Raw genomic sequence first — 20865 nt, 5'->3', positions numbered from 1 at the left:
ACGGATGTCAAAAAATCCGGTAGTACCTGTTGGTACTCCAGATTTTTATCAACTTACTGATTTTTCAACGTTCCCGGACGCATAAGGACATCCTGAAACTAAATTTTGGTGCCCGGACTCGGAATCGAACCAAGGACACGAGGATTTTCAATCCTCTGCTCTACCGACTGAGCTATCCGGGCAACGGGGCGCATTAAACCGTATTGACCGCGCGTCGTCAACGGCTTTATGCGTTTGCGCCGGCCGAATATGGGCTGACTGCTGACTTTTCAGCCAAAGGCCGATAAAAAAGCGGTTAAAGGCGCAATCAGGTCAATGCGCCATTTTTACGGCAGAGCGCGAAGCGCAGTACATCTTCCGCCAGGCGTCTGGCTGTATCGATATCGGACGGCTGGCGTTTGACCAGCAGTCGGCTCAGGCAGCCTTCGAGGATTAATTCCATCTGCTGCGCCACCATGACAGGGTCGTCGGTTTCCAGTTCGAGCAACAGGTCGTGGGTGTAACGGTGAGACGCCTGCTTTTGCTGTTCCGCCAACTGGTGGATCGGGTGCTGAACGTCGGGATAAAAGCTGCAGGCGGCAATAAACAGGCAACCGGGAAAGCGCTGGTTGCAGACGGCGTCATGCAGCACCTGGTAGCGCGCCAGCAGTTTTTGCTGGATGGTTAAGGTTTTGTCCAGCAACAGACTGCGTCGCCAGGTATCGACCTGCTGGCTATGGTAGCGAAGGCTGTCATAAATCAACGCCTCTCGGTCGGGCCAGAACGGCAGCAGGGCATCGGGCGCAACCGCCAGTTTTCCGGCCAGCATTTCCAGCGATATCGTGGCAAGGCCCTGCTGTTCCAGCAGGGTTAACGCCTGTTCCAGAACCTGTTCTCGTTGCATTCGGTCTCCTGCTGCAGTGCGTTTCGCGTCGGGGATAATGTCGGCGCGCGTTCTCAGCCTGGGGCGCCGGGCGGAACATTACTGCGCCGGCGGATGCGTGTGTCCGCTGGCGCCCGGCATTATCCTGAAAAATGTATTTTCTGCAGATGCGCCTGAAACTGACGCGCATCCATATAGCCGGTAACCCGTGAGGCGGGAATTTCTTGTCCCCCGGCGTCAAAAAACAGGATGGTCGGCAGCCCCAGCACCTCAAGCTCCTTTAACAGCGCCCGCTGTTCCGGCGAGTTATGGGTCACGTCCGCCTGCAATAGCCGGACGCCGGCCAGTTGCTGCCGTACCAGACTATCGCGGAACGTGTATTTTTCAAACTCTTTGCAGGCTACGCACCAGTCGGCATACAGGTCCAGCATTATCGGCTGTCTGGCGTTGGTCAGCGCCTGGCGCAGCGTCTGACGATCGGTTACGTGGGTGAACTGTAGCGAGGATTGTCCCGCCGGAGTGACGGCGGCCGGAGGGAAGGCCCAGTCCTGCAGCGGCCGGGCGGCGACCAGCGCGGCCAGTAAAAACAGCCATTGTATCCCACGCATCCAGCCGCGCTGGCTGCGCAGGCTCAGAATAAACGCCCAGCTGCAGAAGGCGACGCCCAGCAAGCTCCACAGGCGCAGGCTCCAGGCATCGCCCAGAATGCGTTCGAGCAAGAATACCGGCAGCGTCAGAATAACGAAGCCGAAGGCTTCCTTGACATATTGCATCCACGGCCCGCTGCGCGGCAGCAGCCGGTGGCCGAATAGCGTCACCAGGATTAACGGCAGACCCATTCCCAGCGCGTACAAATAAAGCGTGCCGCCGCCGGCCAGGATGTCGCCGCTCTGGGCGATATACAACAGGATGGCGCTGAGCGGCGCGGTGGTGCAGGGCGAGCAGATTAAGCCGGCGATGGCGCCCATGCCGAATACGCCGGGCAACGAGCCGCTTTGCTGGCGATTGCTCCACAGCGTCAGCCGGGTTTGCAGCGTGGAGGGCAGTTGCAGCGTGTAAAGCCCAAACATCGACAGCGCCAGCGCGATAAACAATGCCGACAGCGTAATGAGCACGGCGGGGTGCTGTAAGGCGGCCTGCAGCGGCAGACCGGCGGCGGCAACGATCAGCCCCAGCAGGGTATAGGTCAACGCCATGCCCTGCACATAGACCAGCGACAGCAGTAACGTTCTGCCGGTCGATAGTGACTGTCGGCGGCCGAGGATCAGACTGGAAATCAACGGGTACATGGGTAATACGCAGGGCGTAAAGGCGACGCCGACGCCGATCAGCAGCGCCCACCAGGCGGAAAAGGGCGCGATGGCGGCGGAAGCGGCGTCGGGCGCAACGGCGCCATTCAGCGCGCTCAGCGGAACGACGCGGGTTTCCGGCGGGTAGCAGAAGCCGGCTTCGGCGCAGCCCTGGTAAGTTACACTGATTGAGGCGCCTTCTCCGGCGTTGCGCAGCGGCACCTCCAGCCGCAGCGCGTCGGTATAAATCGTGACCTGACCATAAAATTCATCGTGGTGCGCTTTGCCGGTCGGTAAAGCATATTCGCCCAGCGTTGCCTGGCTGGCCTGCAACCGGATTTGTCGCTGATACAGGTAGTAGCCGGGCCTGATCTGCCAGTTTAGCCGCAGCCGGTCGCCGTTTTGCTGAAAATCGAAGGTAAAAGCCTGATCCACCGGCACAAAGGCGTTGCCGGTTCCGGAAGAAAACAGCGCGGCCGGCGTCGCGAACGGCAACAGTACGGAACAACACAGGAGAATCAGTATGGCAAAACGTCGGGTCATGGCAGAGCGTCACCAGTGAAAACATCAAACGGGTCGATGTCCGTTTACGGAAACAGAGACCGGCATACTATACCCTGGTTTGGCGTCAGGGAAAGCCGAACGGCGCGCGGGCGGCGCCGTTCGGCCAGTGGCTTACAGCACCAGATTGCCGAGGATAAAGCCGAATATAACGGCCAGCGCGATGGCCAGCACGCCGGGGATCAGGAATGAGTGATTAAACACGAACTTGCCGATGCGGGTTGAGCCGGTGTCGTCCATCTCAACGGCGGCCAGCAGCGTCGGGTAGGTCGGCAGCACAAACAGCGCCGACACCGCCGCGAAAGAGGCCACGGCGGTAACCGGCGATACGCCCAGCATCAGCGCCGCCGGCATCAGCGCTTTGGCGGTGGCGGCCTGCGAGTACAGCAGCATGGCGGCGAAAAACAGCACGATGGACAGCATCCACGGATAGGTTTGCAGCAGCGTGCCCGCAGTGGCCTGAATATCCGCGATATGGGCCTTCACGAAGGTATCCCCCAGCCACGCCACGCCCATCACGCATACGCAGGCGCTCATGCCGGATTTGAAGGTACTGGCGGAAAGGATCTGTCCGGTATCCACCCGACAACACAGGCAAATCAGCGTGGCGATGGTCAGCATGAAGACTACGATGGCTTCATTGCGCGGGAGAACCGGATTTTGAATTAAGCCGACCGTCTCGCTAATCGCGGTGGCGTAGAGCACGACGGCCACGATCCCGACGACGAACAGCAAGACCGAACGCCTGGCGGCGGGTTTTATGTCCAGCAGCGTGCTTTTGCGCAGCGCCACTTCGCCTTTGGCGAGGCGCGCCTGATAGACCTCGTCGTCCTTCAGATCTTTGCCGAGGAAGTTGGTCACGATGGCCGTCAGCAGCACCGCCGCCAGGGTGGTGGGGATACAAATGCCGAGCAGCATGAGATAGCTCACGCCGTGCGGCTCCAGTATCCCGGCGACAAATACCACGGCGGCGGAAATGGGCGAAGCGGTAATCGCAATCTGCGAGGCGACCACGGCGATAGACAGCGGGCGCGAAGGGCGAATGCCTTGTTCTTTGGCGACTTCGGCGATCACCGGCAGCGTCGAAAAGGCGGTATGGCCGGTGCCGGCCAGCAGGGTCATAAACCAGGTGACGAGCGGGGCGAGAAAGGTGACGTATTTCGGCTGGCGGCGCAGCAGTTTTTCCGCCAGGCTGACCAGATAGTCCATTCCGCCGGCGACCTGCATGGCGGCGATAGCGGCAATGACGGACATAATGATTTGAATCACGTCGAAAGGAATGACGCCGGGTTTCATCTGCGTGCCGAGGGTGAGCACCAGCACACCCAACCCGCCGGCGAGACCAATACCGATGCCGCCCAGACGGGCGCCGAGATAAATAGCGAGTAATACGATAATCAATTCTGTGGTAAGCATCTTCGTGCTCCTTATATAGGGTAACCATGGAAAAGATTTGTCCCCGTTAGCTTTCAGGCCGCCGGCGCGCCGGCTTTGCCCTGTAAATCGGTTGCCGCCCGGCGTACGCCTTGCCGCAACCCGAACCCCATGGGGGATAGCGCTTTCTTTCAGATAAATAAAAGGCACGCGATTCATATGAACTGCGTGCCTGAATATTGATACCCGTCATACCGCAGATTGCAGACGCACAGGCTTTGTCGTCCGGCCCGGGGATTCACCGCGGCGCCGTGTCATGGGGCCGATGAAGGGGCCGCGCGTCGTATTGTTCAACAGGACGACGCGCGGCTCTGCATCAGGATGCCGGCCCCGGATTGATGCCGGCGGTTATTGTTCGCTTTCGTCGGTATAACGTTTGGCCTTATAGGCCGGGTGCATCAGGTTTTGCACCGAAAAGATGTCGTCCAGTTCGGATTCGGTGAGCAGACCCCGCTCCAGTACGACTTCCCGTACGCTTTTGCCGGTTTCGGCGCAGATTCTGCCGACAATATCGCCATTGTGATGCCCGATGAACGGGTTCAGATAGGTGACGATGCCGATGGAGTTGAATACGTAGGCTTCGCAGACGTCTTTATTCGCGCTAATGCCGTTAACGCATTTCTCCAGCAGGTTATAACAGGCGTTGGTCAGAATATGGATCGATTCAAACAGCGCCTGGCCGATGACCGGCTCCATGACGTTGAGCTGCAGCTGGCCGGCTTCGGACGCCATCGTGACGCACACATCGTTGCCAATGACCTTAAAGCACACCTGATTGACCACTTCCGGCACTACCGGGTTCACTTTGGCGGGCATAATCGATGAACCGGCCTGCAGTTCGGGCAGGTTGATTTCATTCAGACCGGCACGCGGGCCGGAGGAGAGCAGGCGCAGGTCATTACAGATTTTCGACAGCTTGACCGCCAGCCGCTTCAGTGCGCTGTGCACCATCACGTAAGCGCCGCAGTCCGAAGTGGCTTCAATCAGGTCTTCCGCCGGCACGCAAGGCAGGTTGCTGACTTCCGCCAGTTTTTTTACCGCCAGTTGCTGGTAGCCGTCCGGCGTGTTCAGGCGCGTGCCGATCGCCGTCGCGCCCAGGTTGACTTCCAGCAGTAGTTCGGCAATGTGCAGCAGATTTTTATTTTCTTCTTTCAGCAGCACATTAAAAGCGTGGAATTCCTGCCCCAATGTCATCGGTACGGCGTCCTGCAGCTGGGTGCGCCCCATCTTCAGAATATTTTCAAACGCCTGAGCCTTGCGCTCGAAGCCGTTGCTCAATTGAGTAATGGCTTCGATGAGTTTCAAAATGGAGGCGTAAACCGCGATGCGAAAACCGGTTGGATAGGCGTCGTTGGTGGACTGGCATTTGTTCAGGTGATCGTTGGGGTTCAGGTACTGATATTCGCCTTTCTGGCGCCCCATCAGCTCCAGGCCGATATTGGCCAGCACCTCGTTGGTATTCATATTAACCGAGGTGCCCGCGCCGCCCTGGAATACGTCGATTGGGAACTGGTCCATACATTTGCCGTTATTCAGCACCTCGTCGCAGGCTCTGATAATGACATCGGCAATTTTACGCGGAATGGTCTGCAGTTCTTTATTGGCCAGCGCCGCGGCTTTTTTTACCATGACCATGCCGCGCACAAACTCCGGGATATCGCTGATTTTACTGTTACTGATATAAAAGTTTTCTATAGCGCGCAAAGTATGGATTCCATAGTAAGCGTCTGCGGGAACTTCGCGCGTACCTAACAGGTCTTCTTCAATACGAACGTTATTTGACATGAGAGCCTTCTCTTTCAGCAGCCGACGGGGGTAAATTTGTTGAATTGTATTACAGTTAACCCGAATAACCAGATGTTTGACCATACAACTTTGCTATTGCTGACATGATATGCTGCAAATATAAAAATAGAGTAATATGGATCACTTTATCGATTTTCGTCCGGCGCGAGATAAACGATTTGTGATAGTAGTCACGAGTAAAGAAATGTCGAAAAAGGAGACGCAGGCTTGAAATCCGCTGCCGGCGTAACCATTTCATCAGTCAGTAATGAACGCGTCCGGAGTTGTCATCTGCCTCCGGCTTCTGGCGAGGCTCCCATATCCGGTGCTATCGTTGGTTGAATGGCGACGCAGTTCTGTTTTTTAACATGATAGTAATCAATCGCGATGCCCGGAAGATTTTACCGGATGGCGACGTCGGTAAACAACGTCGCCGCAGTGACTGAGCGCACGGTGTAAAGACGTCCGCTCCGCCGTCCGCAGGATGACGGAACCGATTGATTATTCAACAGGAGAATCCGGTGCGCTGGTTACCCTTATTATTACTTTTTCTTTTGGCCTACGTCGAAATATCGCTGTTTATCAGCGTAGCTGAGGTGTTCGGCGTGGCGATCACGTTGCTGCTGGTGGTGTTTACCTCTTGCGTGGGGGTATCGCTGGTGCGCAATCAGGGCGTAAAAACCTTTGTGCAGATGCAGCAGAAAATCGAAGCGGGCGAAAGCCCGGCGGCCGAAATGGTGAAAAGCGTTTCTCTGGTTCTGGCGGGTTTTCTGCTGTTGGTACCGGGTTTTTTCACCGATTTCCTGGGGCTGTTATTGTTGCTGCCGCCGGTACAGAAATCGTTGACGCTGAAACTGTTGCCGCATCTGCATCTGTGGCGCGGCAGACCGGGCGCAGGGCCGGAGAGCGGCCAGACCTTCGAGGGCGAGTACCAGCGTAAGGACCGCGGCGCCGACCGTCTGGAGGATCTGCCCCCGAGCGACGAAAAAAATGATCGGCAATGAAAAACAAGTAGATTATTTATCTATATGAAATTTAATGATTATTTTTATCCTTTCCCACTAAAGTCCGCCCTGGGGCAAAAAAAATTTATTTTCTCCCTTGAAGGCGCGGGAAACGTCCCCACTTAAAACACCACAAGGCCGGTTATGTCGACATAGCCGGCATTCATCCCACAACAACTGATATGGACTTTCTCAAAGGAGAGCTATCAATGAAAATTCGTCCATTGCATGACCGTGTGATCGTCAAGCGTAAAGAAGTCGAGTCCAAATCTGCTGGCGGCATTGTTCTGACCGGCTCCGCGGCGGGCAAATCGACCCGTGGTGAAGTGCTGGCAGTCGGCCATGGTCGCATCCTGGAAAACGGCGAAGTGAAGCCGCTGGATGTGAAAGTTGGCGATATCGTGATTTTTAATGACGGCTACGGCGTGAAAACAGAAAAGATCGACAACGACGAAGTGCTGATCATGTCTGAAGGCGACATTCTGGCGATTGTTGAAGCGTAATCCACGTGTAATCATCTGAACTGAACGAATTTAAGGGAAATACACCAATGGCAGCTAAAGACGTAAAATTCGGTAATGACGCTCGTGTGAAAATGTTACGCGGCGTGAATGTACTGGCTGATGCAGTGAAAGTAACGCTGGGCCCGAAAGGCCGTAACGTTGTGCTGGATAAATCTTTCGGTGCACCGACCATCACTAAAGACGGCGTGTCCGTGGCGCGTGAAATCGAACTGGAAGACAAGTTCGAAAACATGGGCGCCCAGATGGTTAAAGAAGTTGCCTCCAAAGCGAACGACGCAGCAGGCGACGGTACTACCACGGCGACCGTACTGGCTCAGGCCATTATTACTGAAGGTCTGAAAGCCGTTGCCGCGGGCATGAACCCGATGGATCTGAAACGCGGTATCGACAAAGCGGTTATCGCCGCCGTTGAAGAACTGAAAAAACTGTCCGTTCCGTGCTCTGACTCTAAAGCGATTGCTCAGGTCGGCACTATCTCCGCTAACTCCGACGAAACCGTAGGCAAACTGATTGCCGAAGCGATGGAGAAAGTGGGTAAAGAAGGCGTGATCACCGTTGAGGAAGGTTCTGGTCTGCAGGACGAACTGGACGTGGTTGAAGGTATGCAGTTCGACCGCGGCTACCTGTCTCCTTACTTCATCAACAAACCGGAAACCGGTTCTATTGAACTGGAAAGCCCGTTCATTCTGCTGGCCGACAAAAAAATCTCCAACATCCGCGAACTGCTGCCGGTGCTGGAAGCCGTAGCGAAAGCCGGCAAACCTCTGCTGATCATCGCGGAAGACGTTGAAGGCGAAGCGCTGGCTACGCTGGTGGTCAACACCATGCGCGGCATCGTTAAAGTGGCCGCGGTTAAAGCGCCGGGCTTCGGCGACCGTCGTAAAGCCATGCTGCAGGATATCGCTACGCTGACCGCCGGTACCGTTATCTCCGAAGAGATCGGTCTGGAACTGGAAAAAGCGACGCTGGAAGACCTGGGTCAGGCAAAACGCGTTGTGATCAACAAAGACGCCACCACCATCATCGATGGCGTGGGCGACGAAGCGACTATTCAGGGGCGTGTTGCTCAGATCCGTCAGCAGATCGAAGAAGCGACCTCCGATTACGATCGTGAAAAACTGCAGGAACGCGTAGCTAAACTGGCTGGCGGCGTTGCCGTCATCAAAGTGGGCGCCGCAACTGAAGTTGAAATGAAAGAGAAGAAAGCCCGCGTAGAAGATGCCCTGCACGCGACTCGCGCTGCAGTGGAAGAAGGCGTGGTTGCCGGCGGCGGCGTCGCTCTGGTTCGCGTGGCATCCGCTATCACGGGTCTGCAGGGCGACAACGAAGAACAGAACGTCGGTATCAAAGTCGCTCAGCGCGCAATGGAAGCGCCGCTGCGTCAGATCGTTGCCAACGCCGGTGAAGAACCGTCCGTTGTGGCTAACAACGTGAAAGCCGGTGAAGGTAACTACGGCTACAACGCAGCAACTGAACAGTACGGCAACATGCTGGACTTCGGTATCCTGGACCCGACTAAAGTAACGCGTTCCGCACTGCAGTACGCGGCTTCGGTTGCCGGTCTGATGATCACGACCGAGTGTATGGTTACCGACCTGCCGAAAGACGACAAAGCCGATTTAGGCGGCGCCGGCGGCATGGGCGGCATGGGCGGTATGGGTGGTATGGGCGGCATGATGTAATGCCGGCCGGCCGGTTGCGCGCCGTGTCGACCGGGTATCGTTGATACTCTGCCGGTTGCGCGCCGCAACCCGACTGTCTCTATAGCAATCCGGCCTTTCAGGCCGGATTGCTTTTTTTTGAACCCGCAACGCCCGCCGGGACCTTCTGCCCTTCCTGCCTGTCGTAACGCGCGCCGCACGCGGTGAATATGCGCGTTCGCGCGTCATCAATTCGTACCTGACGTGTTATAGAATTGCTATTCTGCGCTACAATACTGGACTGTTACTTTATTTACGAAAGACCTGAGACGGGGTAAGGATGATGTCTGAGCAGTCGCTGGCAATTCTGCACGCCGTCCAATGGTTGTCGCAGCCGCCGTCCTCGTTGCCCGTCGCCCTGCTTGACTGGTTGATGGAAAAGGGGTCAATGACGCAGCGGCTCGAGCAACACTGCAGCCGGGTCAGCGTCAGGCTGTGCCGCGAGGGATATGTCGCGCCGCCGTCGCTGGGCGATGAGTGCGAGCAACTGCCCGCCAGCGAGCGCTACTGGCTGCGTGAAGTGGTGCTGTACGGCGATGAAACGCCGTGGCTGTTCGGCCGCACGCTGGTGCCGTCGCAGACGCTTTCCGGCGCGCAGCGGGCGTTGACCGAAATCGGCTCGGTGCCGCTGGGGCGTTATCTGTTTAACAAACGGAGCCCGGAGCGGGACTACATCCACATCGGCAGCCACGGCGGTCTGTGGGCGCGTCGATCAAGGCTGCGTCTGTCCGGTAACCCCCTGTTGTTGACCGAACTCTTTTTACCTGAAGCCCCCGTTTATGCGGCCGCGGACCGGACTGATAAATCAGCATTCTGAGGAGAAAATGGCGTTGGAGAGAAGTATTGCGGCCAGTAAATGGCAGGCATATTGCCGTTTGATGCGTATTGATAAGCCGATTGGCTCGATGCTGCTGCTGTGGCCTACGCTGTGGGCGCTGTGGCTGGCCGGGCTCGGCAGGCCCGGCAACTGGGTGCTGCTGGTGTTTGTCGCCGGCGTCTTTCTGATGCGCGCCGCGGGCTGCGTGATTAACGACTATGCCGATCGCCACTTCGATGGACACGTTAAGCGCACGGCGCAGCGGCCGCTGCCCAGCGGCGAGGTGAGCGAGAAGTCGGCGAAGGTGTTGTTTATCATACTTGTCCTGTTGTCGTTCGGTTTGGTGCTGACGCTGAATACGATGACTATCTGGCTATCAGTGGCCGGGCTGGGGCTGGCGTGGATCTATCCGTTTATGAAGCGCGTCAGCCATCTGCCGCAGCTGGTGCTGGGCGCGGCCTTCGGCTGGTCGATCCCGATGGCGTTTTCCGCCGTGAGCGAGAGCCTGCCGCTAAGCTGCTGGATCATGTTTCTGGCCTATTTGTGCTGGACCGTCGCCTACGATACCCAGTACGCCATGGTCGATCGCGACGATGACTTAAAAATCGGCGTAAAGTCCACTGCGATTCTATTCGGCCGCTTCGATACAGTGATTATCGGGCTGTTGCAGTTTGCCACGCTATTGCTGATGCTGTGGCTGGGCTACCTTACCGATCTGGGCGCGCCTTACTACTGGTCGATACTGTTGGCCGGCGGGTTGTTCGCCTGGCAGCAGCGGATGATCGCCGGGCGCGATCGCGACGCCTGCTTCCTCGCTTTCCGCAACAATAATTACGTGGGTATGGTGTTGTTTATCGGTATTCTGCTCAGTCTGCCTGAGGGCAATGGCTTCGGTTACTGAACTGGAAAGGAGCAGCGGCGAAACCCGGATTCGCCGCTGTCTGGATGAGGGATCAGGCCGACGGCGGCGCGTCTTCCTGTTTGTCCTCTTCGCCGTCGCTTTCGTCCGGCGCGGTAACGCTTTCGATGGTAAGCCTGATTTCCGGCGTAATCAGGTTGCTCAGAATGGCATAAGCCTCGCGCGTTTTTTCCTGAATCGCATCGCCGCTGTCGCTGATATAGCCTTCATTACGCAGCGTCGCCACCAGACTTGAAAATACCGCCTTATCGAAAAACTCCGGTGCGTTGATGCCGTGCAGAACGGATAAACGTTGCGCCAGGATGCGGCTCTCTTTTTCCAGCGCGCCGCGGTTAATGCCGGGGTTGGCGCCGAGCAGCGAAAGCGTGATGGCATAGCGCTGCAGCGTTTCCCTGACGCCGGCCGCCAGCAGCTGCAGCGTACGAATGCGCGCCGGATTCAACACCAGCTCGCCGTCTTTGTCATATACCAGTTGCTGGCGGGTCAGTTCCTGCGCCAGCGCGGTCAGCACTTCCGGCAGTTGATCCTTGCTGTAGTGCAGGAACAGCTCGCCCTGCAGCATCGGATAGATCAGCGTAACCTGGCGGATCAGTTCGTCCACCTTCACCCGACGATAGTGGATGATGATGCTGGCCAGCAGAGAGGGCAGCACCAGCAGGTGGTGGATGTTATTGCGGTAGTAGGTCATCAGTACGGCCTGTTCGCGCGGCAGCAGGATAATATCGCCGATATTGTCCTTCTCCGCTTCGAACTTGTTCATACTGAGCGCATGTTCCAGCAGCTCTGCCGGGGTCTTATCCGGCGCGGTGACATCCGGGCTGTAGGGCACATTGCGCAGGAGTTGCAGATAACAATCCAGCTGCTCCAGCAACTGTTCGCGCGTCAGCGCGCGCTGACGGGAAGCCAGCAGCGCGGTGGAACACAGATTCATGGCGTTGGCGGCGGCGGCTTTGTTGATCCGCACCATGATATCGCCGGCGATTTCCTGCACGGTTGGCGTCAACCAGCCCGGCCGCTGCGCCTCGATGGGGTCGATGGCGTCGCGCCATTGCGGTACGCGCTGGTTGAGCCAGGTCATCAGCGGCAACGGTTCGCCGAAGTTGACGTAGCCCTGACCGAGGTTGCGCAGCTTACGTAAGCCGCGCACCATTTGCAGAAAACCTTCTTTTTCTTTTGTCGCGCCGCGCAGTTCTTTGGCGTAAGTCGCTACTTCCATCACGTGCTCATAGCCGATGTAGATCGGGATCAGCGTGATCGGACGCGTGCCGCCGCGCAGCATGGCCTGGAGAGTCATGGCCAGCGTACCGGTTTTCGGCTCCAGCAGGCGACCTGTGCGCGAGCGTCCGCCCTCCATAAAGTATTCGACCGAGTAGCCGCGGCTGAACAGTTCGCCGAGATACTCGCGAAAAATCGTGGAGTAGAGCTTATTGCCTTTAAAGGTACGGCGAATAAAAAACGCCCCCAGACGGCGGAAGATCGGCCCGGCCGGCCAGAAATTCAGGTTAATGCCGGCGGCGATATGCGGCGGCACCAGCCCCTGGTGATACAGCACGTAGGACAGCAGCAGATAATCCATATGGCTGCGATGGCAGGGCACATAGACCAGCTCGTGACCATCCTGAGCCAGCTGACGCACCCGCTCGGCGTTATGCACGTTCAGGCCCTGATACAGGCGGTTCCACGTCCAGCCCAATACCCGGTCGGAGAGCCGTATGGCTTCATAGGAGAAGTTGGCGGCGATCTCTTCCATCAGCGCGATGGCGTTCTGCTGCGCTTTCTCATAAGAGATTTTCTTGCTGCGCGCCTCATCCTCGACGGCCTTCTTAATCGCCTTCGAATCGAGCAGTTTATTGAACAGATCCTGACGCACCGGCAGACGCGGCCCGACGGCAGCCAGACGCTGGCGGGCAAAGTGCATACGGGCGACGCGCGCCAGCTTGTGGGCGATGGTTTTGTCGGTACCGTGTTCGGTCGCCATATAGCGCAGCGATACCGGGCTGGAGAAACGCACAAAGCTGTCGCGCCCCAGCCACAGGATGGCGAAGAATTTTTGCAGTCCGTTGAGCACGCGCAAATGCGGCGCCTGATGCGTGCCTTCCCGTCCCGGCGAACGGCCGAACATCACGGAAACCGGCACCATCTGAACATCAAGATCCGGGTTGCTGCGGTGCAGATCCAAATAATCGTGAAACAGTTTTACGGACTCGAGCCCAGGCGTGTAATAGCGAAAAATGCGCGGCCCGTCATTAATAAACACGTGGCTGGGCAGTTCCGTCCCGTCAATATACAGCGGCTGCAGGGGATCGGGCAGATCCAGCGCCAGGCAGCGCGTCCGCAATGTGAGCAGATCCGCTTTGGAATTGTAAGGCAGCACATAAATAATTGGCTTGCTGGGATCCAGCCCTAATTCGCCAACCGGATCGATGGGAATAACCTTACTTTTCACTAAAGTTTTTAGTGGTAATTTCAATAAGTTATAGTAGATTTTACGCCAGACTGACATAACAACATGAAGCCTCTTGTTAGCGATGCGTGGCAAGGATACCAGAAAGCGCGCTGGATATCTGTTGAGATGAGACAACGAAGCTGCGTTAAAATTGCGGCTGAAAGTGGATAATGGAAGGAAAAACATGAATAAGGCAACCGGACTAACCCGCATCATTAAGGCCACCGGCTATTCTCTGCAGGGGCTGAGGCTGGCGTGGCGGTATGAGGCGGCTTTTCGCCAGGAGGTGCTGCTGCTGATCGCGGCGGTGGCGGTGGCGCTGTGGCTGGATGTGTCCGTCGTCGAACGGCTGTTGCTGATCCTTTCCGTGGCGCTGATTGTGTTGATGGAACTGCTGAATAGCGCGATAGAGGCGGTGGTCGATCGCATCGGAATGGAACGGCATGAATTGTCCGGCAGGGCGAAGGATATCGGCTCGGCCGCCGTCTTCGTCGCCATCCTGCTGGCGCTGGTTGTCTGGCTCAGCATCCTTTGGTCAAATTTTGCATGACTGCCGGCAAAATATAATAAAAAACCAGCGTTTATTCATCTCGCAGTTTCCAATTCTGTTTTACCTGTATATACTCACAGCAAAACTGTATAAACAACCAGGGGGCGGAATGAAAGCATTAACGGCCAGGCAGCTGCAGGTTTACGAGCTGATTCGCGATCACTTAGCGCAGACGGGAATGCCGCCAACCCGTGCCGAAATCGCTCAGCAGCTGGGGTTCCGTTCGCCAAACGCGGCAGAAGAGCATTTAAAAGCGCTGGCGCGCAAAGGTGTGATTGAGATTGTCTCCGGCGCTTCGCGCGGCATTCGCCTGCTGATGGAAGAAGAAAACGGTTTGCCGCTGATTGGCCGCGTGGCGGCGGGCGAACCGCTGCTGGCTCAGCAGCACATTGAAGGGCACTATCAGGTGGATCCGTCCATGTTCCGGCCGGGCGCGGATTTCCTGCTGCGCGTTAGCGGTATGTCGATGAAGGATATCGGCATTATGGACGGCGATTTGCTGGCCGTCCATAAAACGCAGGATGTGCATAACGGCCAGGTGGTGGTGGCGCGCATCGAAGATGAAGTCACGGTGAAGCGGCTAAAGAAACAGGGCAACATTGTGCAGTTGCTGCCGGAAAACAGCGAATTTTCCCCTATCGTGGTTGATCTACGCCAGCAGAGCTTTTCGATCGAAGGGCTGGCGGTGGGCGTGATCCGCAATGGCGACTGGAACTAAGCGTAACGTTGTACTGCGCTGCCGGTAAGCGGGCGGCGCGGCTCGCCCGCTTACCCCGGCGGAAGGGCCGGCTCAGCGTTTTTTGATCTTTACCGTATGGTCGTGATTACAGCTTTCCGGCTGATTACAGCTCGCCACCTCCTGGCAGTCCTCGCATAAGCCATGCGCTTCCACCACGCTGTGACGCAGATAAAATCTGGCCTGTCTGGCCAGCTTCTGCAGCGTTTCCTCAATCCCTTCCGTCTGGCGTTCCGTCACCTGACCGCAGCGGTCGCAGATAAACAGCGCCGAGCTGTGGCTGGGCTCTTCAAAATGGTGGCAGAGCACGTAGCTGTTGTTGGATTCGACCCGGTGGATAAAACCCTGCTCCAGCAGAAAGTCCAACGCGCGATACACGGTCGGCGGCTTAGCCTGCGGTTCGGACACGCGCAGCAGATCGAGCAAATCGTAGGCGCTGATGGCGCCGGGCTGCTGCGCCATCAGGCGCAACACTTCAAGACGCTGTGGCGTCAGCCGCACATTACGCTGCTGGCAGATCTGTTCCGCCTGCGCCAGCAGCTTTTCCTGAGTGGTTGAGTTCATTGCCGTAACCCTGAAGTGTGATAATCAGGCTATCTTAGCATGCCTGTGTAAAAAACGCAGGGCCGCGCCGGTCGGCGCGATGGCCTGAGCGCGGCGCGTCAGGCGGCCAGATCGATCACCAGCGCGCGCAGCGGGGAGGCGGCCTTCAGCGTCAGACAGGATTCCTGCTGAATGAAGGCGCCGTCGCCGCAGTGCAACTGCGCCGCGCAGTCCTGCGCCCCACAGGCCTGCAGCGAACCGTGGATTAGCTGCAAATAGGCGCGGCCGCCGTGCAGCGCGATCGTCTGTTGCTGGCCTTCGGACAGTTCGACATGATAGATCCACGCCTGTTGGCGCAGCTGCAGACTGTTGTCTTCGCCTTCCGGCGACGCCAGCAGGGAACAGTTCGGCGCATTGAGCGTCAGGCGCTGCATGCGGCTGTTTTCCCGCGAGGGGCAGGCGTCGAGCCACAGCTGCAGCCGGGTCAGCGGCTGCTCGCTGCTGATATTGTGCTCACTGTAGCTAACGTTCGGCCGGGCGGCCAGCAACAGCGCTTCACCGGCGGCGGCCCGGATATGATTGCCCTCGCTATCGCGGTATTCCGCTTCGCCCTGCAGGATAATATTCAGAATATCGACCTGCGGATAGGTTCTGGGCTGAAAAGACGCGCCGGGGGTCAGCACTTCCTGATTCAGCACGCGCAGCGCCGCATATCCCAGCAGCTGGGGATCAAAGTAGTGGCCAAAAGAGAAGGTGTAGCGCGCCTGTAACCAGCCATAGTCCGCCTGCCCGCATTTTTCCGCCGCTCTGCTTATGATCATGATACCAGGACCTTATTAATTATTTCCGTACTAAATAGTAATTTGGTGGACGAGGGATTGTTAGCTAGTTAATCTGGTCGGTATGTTCAAAATTCCTGAATGAGAGCAAGAATGGCAAGAGAACGGGCATTGACGCTGGAATCGCTGCGGGTCATGGATGCGATCGACCGCCGCGGGAGTTTTGCCGCCGCCGCGGATGAGCTGGGGCGGGTTCCTTCCGCGCTGAGCTATACCATGCAAAAGCTGGAAGAAGAGCTGGATGTGGTGCTGTTTGACCGCTCCGGCCACCGAACGAAGTTTACCAATGTCGGGCGTATGCTGCTCGAACGCGGTCGTATTCTGCTGGAAGCGGCCGACAAGCTGACCACCGATGCCGAAGCCCTGGCGCGCGGCTGGGAGACGCATATCACCATTGTGGCCGAAGCGCTGGTGCCGACGGAAAAGCTCTTTCCGTTGCTGGATAAACTGGCGCAAAAGGCCAATACCCAGGTTTCTCTGCTGACTGAAGTGCTGGCCGGCGCCTGGGAGCGTCTGGAGCAAGGGCGAGCGGATATCGTCATTGCGCCGGATATGCATTTCCGCGCCTCGGCCGAGGTTAATTCGCGCAAGCTGTACAGCGTACAGAACGTGTATGTCGCCAGTCCTGATCATCCGATTCACCAGGAACCGGAGCCGTTATCGGAGGTGACGCGCATCAAATATCGCGGCATCGCGGTGGCGGATACCGCGCGAGAACGCCCGGTGTTGACGGTACAGTTGCTGGATAAACAGCCGCGGCTGACCGTCAGTTCGATCGACGATAAACGCAAAGCGCTGCTGGCCGGTTTGGGCGTGGCCACCATACCTTATCCGGTCGTCGAACAGGATATTGCCGAGGGGCGGCTGCGCGTGGTCGGCCCGGAATACATGCTGGAAAGCAATATCATTATGGCGTGGCGGCGCGACAGCATGGGCGAGGCCAAATCCTGGTGCCTGCGCGAGATCCCGAAGCTACTGAATCAGGCGTAACGAGGCGGACGCGCTGGAGGCTCGCGTCCGCCGTCGGGCGCGTCACGCCGATGTAATGAAGGCTTCGTCCCGCCCGTGCGGCGCGCGCCAGTCTTGCTGCGGGCCGGTGGAGATGATGCCGTGCGGGTTGATAGTGGAATGGCTGCAGTAGTAATGATGTCGGATGTGCGCCATATCGACCGTATCCGCCACGCCCGCCAACTGATAAATATCGCGCAGAAAGCCGTACAGGCTGGGGTAATCGCTCAACCGCTTTCTATCACATTTAAAGTGGGTGTGATAAACCGCATCGAAGCGAATCAGCGTTGTCCACAGACGAATATCCGCCTCGGTCAGACGTTCGCCCGTCAGATAGCGCTGTTGCCGCAGAATATTTTCCAGTTTGTCCAGCGCGTCAAAGACCGCATTCACCGCGTCGTCATAGGCGGACTGGCTGGTGGCGAAGCCGGCCTTGTAAACGCCGTTGTTCAGGCTGGGGTAAATCCAGTCGTTCAGCCGGTCGATACGGTTTTGCAGCGCGGACGGATAGAAATCGCCCTCGCGCGCGCCAATTTGGTCGAACGCGCTATTGAACATACGTATGATGTCCGCGGACTCGTTGCTGACTATCGTATGCTGGCGCGTGTCCCACAGTACCGGTACCGTGACGCGCCCGCTGTAGTCCGCTCTGGCATGCAGGTAGAGCTGATAGAGAAACTCATGCTGATAAAGCGAGTCGCCGGTGGCGCCGGGAAAGTCGGTCGCGAAGGTCCAGCCGTTTTCTTTCATCAGCGGGTGCACGACGGATACCGCAATCTGTCCGCTCAACCCCTTGAGTTCGCGGAGCAGCAACGTGCGATGCGCCCACGGGCAGGCGAGCGATACATACAGATGATAGCGCTGCGGCTCCGCCCTGAAGCCGCCGGTTCCGCTGGGGCCGGGCTGTCCGTCCGGCGTTATCCAGTTGCGAAAGTGAGATTTGGTGCGGCGAAAATGGCCGCCGGTCGACCGGGTATCATACCAGGTATCGTGCCAGACGCCGTCAATCAGCTGTCCCATTGATGCCTCCGCGAGTTGTGCCGCCGCTGTTGCGTGGCGCGATAGATGGAAAACAGGGTTCAGGTCGACGCGCTGGCGGTTAACCCGGCAGCGTGCCGGCGCAGCCCGGCCATTTCATACCGCCGCATCAAACGATCGGGCGTGCGCGGCGGGGCTGCGTTCGATCAACGAACGGGGACTCTCGTCCCCGCCGCATGGTGGTTACAGTATAATGCGACCGCTACCGCTTACCATTTTTTGTTCAGCAGCTTATCGATGCTGAAAGCGCCGGGGCCGTTTACCGCCAGCAGCAGATAGCCTCCGGCGATAGTCAGGTTCTTCATGAACATCACCTGATTCGCGCCTTCAGCGAAATTGGTGTGAAAAATAAAAGCGGTCAACAGCGTAAACCCAGCGGTGAACAGCGCCACAGTGCGGGTCATGAAACCGAACAGCACGGCCAGACCGCCACCCAACTCCAGCAAAATCGTCAGCGGCAGCAGAAAGCCGGGGACGCCCATCGACTGCATATACTGCTGCGTGCCGGCATAGGCTTCTCCCAGCTTGCCGTAACCAGCCACAATAAACAGAATCGGCATCAAAATACGGGCAGCCAGCAACGCAGTATTTTCTAAATTTTTCATCGTCTCTCTCCAGTCGTTTTGTTTGCGGTCGTCGACGGTTTTGTGCCTGTCGCCGCGTCGGACAAGGGTTACTCGTCGCGGTTATCGTGTGGGAGTGATGTTAATGTGGAAGCGCCACGCATGACAGCGAGTAAAACTGTTGCTTTTTATCAGAAAAATTGACGAGTGGCGAGTTGGCAGACGGTCGCCGCGGCCGGAATCGGCGCACGGCGGCGAAAAATTAGCGCTGCAGGGCCTTACGCAGAAATTTGATGGTGCCCCAGGCGCCGATGGCGCGGCGCGTCCACAGGACCAGTTTGCCGGGGTGGCGCAGGCCGTAGACCGCCATGACGCCTGCGCCGGCCAGCAGGTATTTGCGCAAGCCGAGCAGGCCGCCAAAATAACGGTCGCAGGTCTCCGTCGTTTCCAGCCATTGCTTTTTGCTGGCGCTCAAATCGAGTCTTTGCTGCTGGATGTGGCGCAGCAGTCGCGCCTTATCGCGTTCCCGCTGTGTTCGGCTCATTCATCGTCCTCCTCCAGCAGGTCGCGATCGGCTTTCAGCTCTTTACGCGTGGCGCTCAGCAGCGTTGAACGCCGCACTTTGACCAGCGTCCAGATGCCGATGATCAGCGCCAGACCGAGCAGAACGGCGGTGATGCTGGTCAGCGCGATAAACCGGTACTGGGGATCGATGCCCCAGATAGCCAGCGCAAACAGACTCATCAAACCGAACGCGGCGAATAATAGCGTCAGGCCCGCCATCATCAACAGCTGAATCAGGTTGGCCTTTTCTTCTTCCAGCTCAAGCACCGCCAGGCGCAGGCGGGTTTCCACCATGCCCACCACCAGGGTGAAGACGCGGTGAACAATACCCGCGGCCCCGCTTCCGGGGCCTTGTCGTTGTTGATCGGTCATAAGGAAACTGTCGTCAAATGAAGGCCGATATTAACGGCGGGAAAGCAAGATACCCAGCACCACGCCCACTGCGGCGCCGATACCGACCCCGGTCCACGGATTTTCACGCACATATTCGTCCGCGCGACCGGCCACTTCTTTGGTGTGGCTGGCGAGGCGTTCGCCCGTATCGCTCAGGCGCGAACGCGTTTCTTTTAGCGCGCTTTCCGCTTTACTGCGCAATTTGTCCAGTTCGGCTTTAGATTTATCGCTGGAGCTGCTTAACACTTCTTCCAGCGTATCCGCCAGAGATTTTAGTTCGGCGCGTAAATGTTCTGCATTTGGATCTTTTGCCATATCGATAACTCCATTCGTGAGCATTCTGGAATATTAACTATAGCGGTTTTTTCCATGCTTGCCTGACTGTTACTGCAAGATTATTCCGGAAATTCGCTGTTATACCGATGTTTTACAGGATAAAAAGCCTGAACGCCGCTATTTATGATGGGCAACGCTATTGTGCTTCCAGCTCGCGCAGCGCCTGTTGCGCCTCGGCCAGTTTTTTCTCCCGCTTGATAATTTTATCCGCGTCGCCTTTCTGCTGACTCTGCCGCAGTTCTTGCTGGCGTTCCGCTACTTCCGCGCGTTTTTCCTGTAACGCCTGCCGGCGTTTTTGCGCCAGTTGTTCGTCGTTGCAGTTTGCCCGTTGCTCGCTCAGCGCGCGCTCCAGTCCCTGGACTTTTGGTTGATTATGGTGCTGACGAGCCTGCTCAAGCTGCTGCTGAATATCCCGCTCTTTGGCTGCGCAGCCGCCCGATGCGGCGTTCGACGCGGCAAACGCGCCGCAGGACAGCGTACTCAGCAGAACCGAAACAGCAAAATAAGATAATTTCATAAGGCGTGTGTCCGTGATTGATTGTGTCTGGATGCGTACGGCCGCGTGGACGGAGCGTCCCCGCGCCGTGCAGCGTTTCAGCCGGGTTTAGGCAGACCGGACAGAGGCAGCGGCGCGGCGACTTTCTGGCTGATGACGTTGATGTGCGGCAGCGCCGTCAGCAACACTTCCCGGGCGGCCGCGCTCTGTTCCGGCGACGTCAGATGGACGATCAGGCTGTCGCTGGCCGGCGTAATGCTTTTAATGCCGATACCGTGGTCGTTGAGCTGCTGCCAGACGTAAAAGCCATCCGGCAGCGCCGCGCCCTGACTCAGAGGGCATAGATGCAGAATAGTCTCTTCCTGCGTCAGTCGCGGTATCTGCAGCAGCGCGAAAACCGACAGAAGGGCCAACAGCAGGCGTCCGGCCATTTTAGGGCTGAACCAGCGATGTATCAT

22 protein-coding genes and 1 tRNA gene are annotated in these 20865 nt (G+C 57.5%); 8 read left to right on the top strand and 15 right to left on the bottom strand.

Annotated features, from left to right (window positions below; translation table 11 throughout):
- Positions 1-106: 106 nt before the first annotated feature.
- The 5 genes from FJU30_RS02300 to aspA form a co-directional block, all read right to left on the bottom strand.
- A tRNA-Phe gene (locus FJU30_RS02300) sits at positions 107-182 on the bottom strand.
- Between the two features lie 125 nt (positions 183-307).
- Positions 308-883, bottom strand: coding sequence for a transcriptional regulator (locus FJU30_RS02295; RefSeq protein ID WP_150433811.1), 576 nt, complete (start codon positions 881-883; stop codon positions 308-310).
- A gap of 119 nt (positions 884-1002) precedes the next feature.
- Positions 1003-2694 (bottom strand): protein-disulfide reductase DsbD, encoded by a 1692-nt coding sequence (locus FJU30_RS02290; protein ID WP_150433810.1) that lies wholly within the window; start codon positions 2692-2694, stop codon positions 1003-1005.
- A 132-nt stretch (positions 2695-2826) separates the two neighbouring features.
- Positions 2827-4128 (bottom strand): anaerobic C4-dicarboxylate transporter, encoded by a 1302-nt coding sequence (locus tag FJU30_RS02285; RefSeq protein ID WP_150433809.1) that lies wholly within the window; start codon positions 4126-4128, stop codon positions 2827-2829.
- 366 nt (positions 4129-4494) lie between these two features.
- Positions 4495-5931, bottom strand: a complete 1437-nt coding sequence (gene aspA, locus FJU30_RS02280; protein WP_150433808.1) for an aspartate ammonia-lyase — start codon at positions 5929-5931, stop codon at positions 4495-4497.
- Positions 5932-6452: 521 nt separating this feature from the next.
- On the opposite strand from aspA, the gene FJU30_RS02275 reads away from it, so the two are divergent.
- From FJU30_RS02275 to ubiA, 5 genes are all read left to right on the top strand, one after another.
- Positions 6453-6935 (top strand): FxsA family protein, encoded by a 483-nt coding sequence (locus FJU30_RS02275; protein WP_150433807.1) that lies wholly within the window; start codon positions 6453-6455, stop codon positions 6933-6935.
- A 209-nt stretch (positions 6936-7144) separates the two neighbouring features.
- A complete protein-coding gene (locus FJU30_RS02270; RefSeq protein WP_026739589.1) occupies positions 7145-7438 on the top strand; it encodes a co-chaperone GroES in 294 nt (97 codons plus the stop codon).
- Between the two features lie 47 nt (positions 7439-7485).
- A complete protein-coding gene (groL, locus tag FJU30_RS02265) occupies positions 7486-9141 on the top strand; it encodes a chaperonin GroEL (RefSeq protein ID WP_150433806.1) in 1656 nt (551 codons plus the stop codon).
- Positions 9142-9442: 301 nt separating this feature from the next.
- Positions 9443-9976 (top strand): chorismate lyase, encoded by a 534-nt coding sequence (gene ubiC, locus FJU30_RS02260; protein WP_150433856.1) that lies wholly within the window; start codon positions 9443-9445, stop codon positions 9974-9976.
- A gap of 7 nt (positions 9977-9983) precedes the next feature.
- Entirely contained in the window at positions 9984-10877 is an 894-nt protein-coding gene (gene ubiA / locus FJU30_RS02255; RefSeq protein ID WP_395858502.1) for a 4-hydroxybenzoate octaprenyltransferase, read from the top strand.
- A gap of 52 nt (positions 10878-10929) precedes the next feature.
- Here the strand turns inward: ubiA and plsB are convergent, their stop codons facing one another.
- A complete protein-coding gene (gene plsB, locus FJU30_RS02250) occupies positions 10930-13398 on the bottom strand; it encodes a glycerol-3-phosphate 1-O-acyltransferase PlsB (RefSeq protein WP_150433805.1) in 2469 nt (822 codons plus the stop codon).
- 127 nt (positions 13399-13525) lie between these two features.
- On the opposite strand from plsB, the gene FJU30_RS02245 reads away from it, so the two are divergent.
- Both FJU30_RS02245 and lexA read left to right on the top strand, forming a co-directional pair.
- Entirely contained in the window at positions 13526-13891 is a 366-nt protein-coding gene (locus FJU30_RS02245) for a diacylglycerol kinase (protein ID WP_150433804.1), read from the top strand.
- A gap of 109 nt (positions 13892-14000) precedes the next feature.
- Entirely contained in the window at positions 14001-14609 is a 609-nt protein-coding gene (gene lexA / locus FJU30_RS02240) for a transcriptional repressor LexA (RefSeq protein WP_150433803.1), read from the top strand.
- Between the two features lie 72 nt (positions 14610-14681).
- On the opposite strand, the gene zur is transcribed toward lexA, so the two are convergent.
- Positions 14682-15191, bottom strand: coding sequence for a zinc uptake transcriptional repressor Zur (zur, locus tag FJU30_RS02235; RefSeq protein WP_150433802.1), 510 nt, complete (start codon positions 15189-15191; stop codon positions 14682-14684).
- Between the two features lie 98 nt (positions 15192-15289).
- Positions 15290-15991, bottom strand: coding sequence for a pirin family protein (locus FJU30_RS02230; RefSeq protein ID WP_150433801.1), 702 nt, complete (start codon positions 15989-15991; stop codon positions 15290-15292).
- Between the two features lie 111 nt (positions 15992-16102).
- Between FJU30_RS02230 and FJU30_RS02225 the strand changes: the two genes are divergently transcribed.
- The gene (locus FJU30_RS02225) at positions 16103-16999 is read left to right on the top strand and encodes a LysR family transcriptional regulator (protein WP_150433800.1); all 897 of its coding nucleotides are present in this window, start codon (positions 16103-16105) and stop codon (positions 16997-16999) included.
- A 42-nt stretch (positions 17000-17041) separates the two neighbouring features.
- On the opposite strand, the gene FJU30_RS02220 is transcribed toward FJU30_RS02225, so the two are convergent.
- The 7 genes from FJU30_RS02220 to mzrA all read right to left on the bottom strand — a co-directional run bounded on the left by FJU30_RS02220 (position 17042) and on the right by mzrA (position 20865).
- On the bottom strand, positions 17042-18037 hold the full coding sequence (locus FJU30_RS02220; protein WP_150433799.1) for a glutathione S-transferase family protein: 996 nt from the start codon (positions 18035-18037) through the stop codon (positions 17042-17044).
- Between the two features lie 227 nt (positions 18038-18264).
- Complete coding sequence (locus FJU30_RS02215) at positions 18265-18660, bottom strand: DoxX family protein (protein WP_150433798.1); 396 nt, start codon at positions 18658-18660, stop codon at positions 18265-18267.
- A gap of 220 nt (positions 18661-18880) precedes the next feature.
- A complete protein-coding gene (locus FJU30_RS02210) occupies positions 18881-19162 on the bottom strand; it encodes a YqjK-like family protein (RefSeq protein WP_150433797.1) in 282 nt (93 codons plus the stop codon).
- Positions 19159-19554 (bottom strand): phage holin family protein, encoded by a 396-nt coding sequence (locus FJU30_RS02205; protein WP_150433796.1) that lies wholly within the window; start codon positions 19552-19554, stop codon positions 19159-19161. Before FJU30_RS02205 ends, FJU30_RS02210 begins: the two co-directional genes overlap by 4 nt.
- A 30-nt stretch (positions 19555-19584) precedes the next feature.
- Positions 19585-19890 (bottom strand): DUF883 family protein, encoded by a 306-nt coding sequence (locus tag FJU30_RS02200; protein WP_150433795.1) that lies wholly within the window; start codon positions 19888-19890, stop codon positions 19585-19587.
- Between the two features lie 157 nt (positions 19891-20047).
- On the bottom strand, positions 20048-20428 hold the full coding sequence (locus FJU30_RS02195) for a DUF1090 domain-containing protein (RefSeq protein WP_150433794.1): 381 nt from the start codon (positions 20426-20428) through the stop codon (positions 20048-20050).
- A 77-nt stretch (positions 20429-20505) separates the two neighbouring features.
- Positions 20506-20865: an EnvZ/OmpR regulon moderator MzrA gene (gene mzrA / locus FJU30_RS02190; protein WP_150433793.1), complete on the bottom strand. Its 360-nt coding sequence runs from the start codon at positions 20863-20865 to the stop codon at positions 20506-20508.

The organism is Affinibrenneria salicis, from assembly GCF_008710095.1.
The sequence above is the reverse complement of the archived record's forward strand: the minus strand, read 5'-3'. Positions and strand labels throughout refer to the sequence as shown.

Bases quoted from the DNA above. Each gene is read 5' to 3' on its own strand.
- FJU30_RS02295 (WP_150433811.1), bottom strand. From the start codon at position 883: ATGCAACGAGAACAGGTTCTGGAACAGGCGTTAACCCTGCTGGAACAG.
- FJU30_RS02290 (WP_150433810.1), bottom strand. From the start codon at position 2,694: ATGACCCGACGTTTTGCCATACTGATTCTCCTGTGTTGTTCCGTACTG.
- FJU30_RS02285 (WP_150433809.1), bottom strand. From the start codon at position 4,128: ATGCTTACCACAGAATTGATTATCGTATTACTCGCTATTTATCTCGGC.
- aspA (WP_150433808.1), bottom strand. From the start codon at position 5,931: ATGTCAAATAACGTTCGTATTGAAGAAGACCTGTTAGGTACGCGCGAA.
- FJU30_RS02270 (WP_026739589.1), top strand. From the start codon at position 7,145: ATGAAAATTCGTCCATTGCATGACCGTGTGATCGTCAAGCGTAAAGAA.
- groL (WP_150433806.1), top strand. From the start codon at position 7,486: ATGGCAGCTAAAGACGTAAAATTCGGTAATGACGCTCGTGTGAAAATG.
- ubiC (WP_150433856.1), top strand. From the start codon at position 9,443: ATGTCTGAGCAGTCGCTGGCAATTCTGCACGCCGTCCAATGGTTGTCG.
- ubiA (WP_395858502.1), top strand. From the start codon at position 9,984: ATGGCGTTGGAGAGAAGTATTGCGGCCAGTAAATGGCAGGCATATTGC.
- plsB (WP_150433805.1), bottom strand. From the start codon at position 13,398: ATGTCAGTCTGGCGTAAAATCTACTATAACTTATTGAAATTACCACTA.
- FJU30_RS02245 (WP_150433804.1), top strand. From the start codon at position 13,526: ATGAATAAGGCAACCGGACTAACCCGCATCATTAAGGCCACCGGCTAT.
- lexA (WP_150433803.1), top strand. From the start codon at position 14,001: ATGAAAGCATTAACGGCCAGGCAGCTGCAGGTTTACGAGCTGATTCGC.
- zur (WP_150433802.1), bottom strand. From the start codon at position 15,191: ATGAACTCAACCACTCAGGAAAAGCTGCTGGCGCAGGCGGAACAGATC.
- FJU30_RS02230 (WP_150433801.1), bottom strand. From the start codon at position 15,991: ATGATCATAAGCAGAGCGGCGGAAAAATGCGGGCAGGCGGACTATGGC.
- FJU30_RS02225 (WP_150433800.1), top strand. From the start codon at position 16,103: ATGGCAAGAGAACGGGCATTGACGCTGGAATCGCTGCGGGTCATGGAT.
- FJU30_RS02220 (WP_150433799.1), bottom strand. From the start codon at position 18,037: ATGGGACAGCTGATTGACGGCGTCTGGCACGATACCTGGTATGATACC.
- FJU30_RS02215 (WP_150433798.1), bottom strand. From the start codon at position 18,660: ATGAAAAATTTAGAAAATACTGCGTTGCTGGCTGCCCGTATTTTGATG.
- FJU30_RS02210 (WP_150433797.1), bottom strand. From the start codon at position 19,162: ATGAGCCGAACACAGCGGGAACGCGATAAGGCGCGACTGCTGCGCCAC.
- FJU30_RS02205 (WP_150433796.1), bottom strand. From the start codon at position 19,554: ATGACCGATCAACAACGACAAGGCCCCGGAAGCGGGGCCGCGGGTATT.
- FJU30_RS02200 (WP_150433795.1), bottom strand. From the start codon at position 19,890: ATGGCAAAAGATCCAAATGCAGAACATTTACGCGCCGAACTAAAATCT.
- FJU30_RS02195 (WP_150433794.1), bottom strand. From the start codon at position 20,428: ATGAAATTATCTTATTTTGCTGTTTCGGTTCTGCTGAGTACGCTGTCC.
- mzrA (WP_150433793.1), bottom strand. From the start codon at position 20,865: ATGATACATCGCTGGTTCAGCCCTAAAATGGCCGGACGCCTGCTGTTG.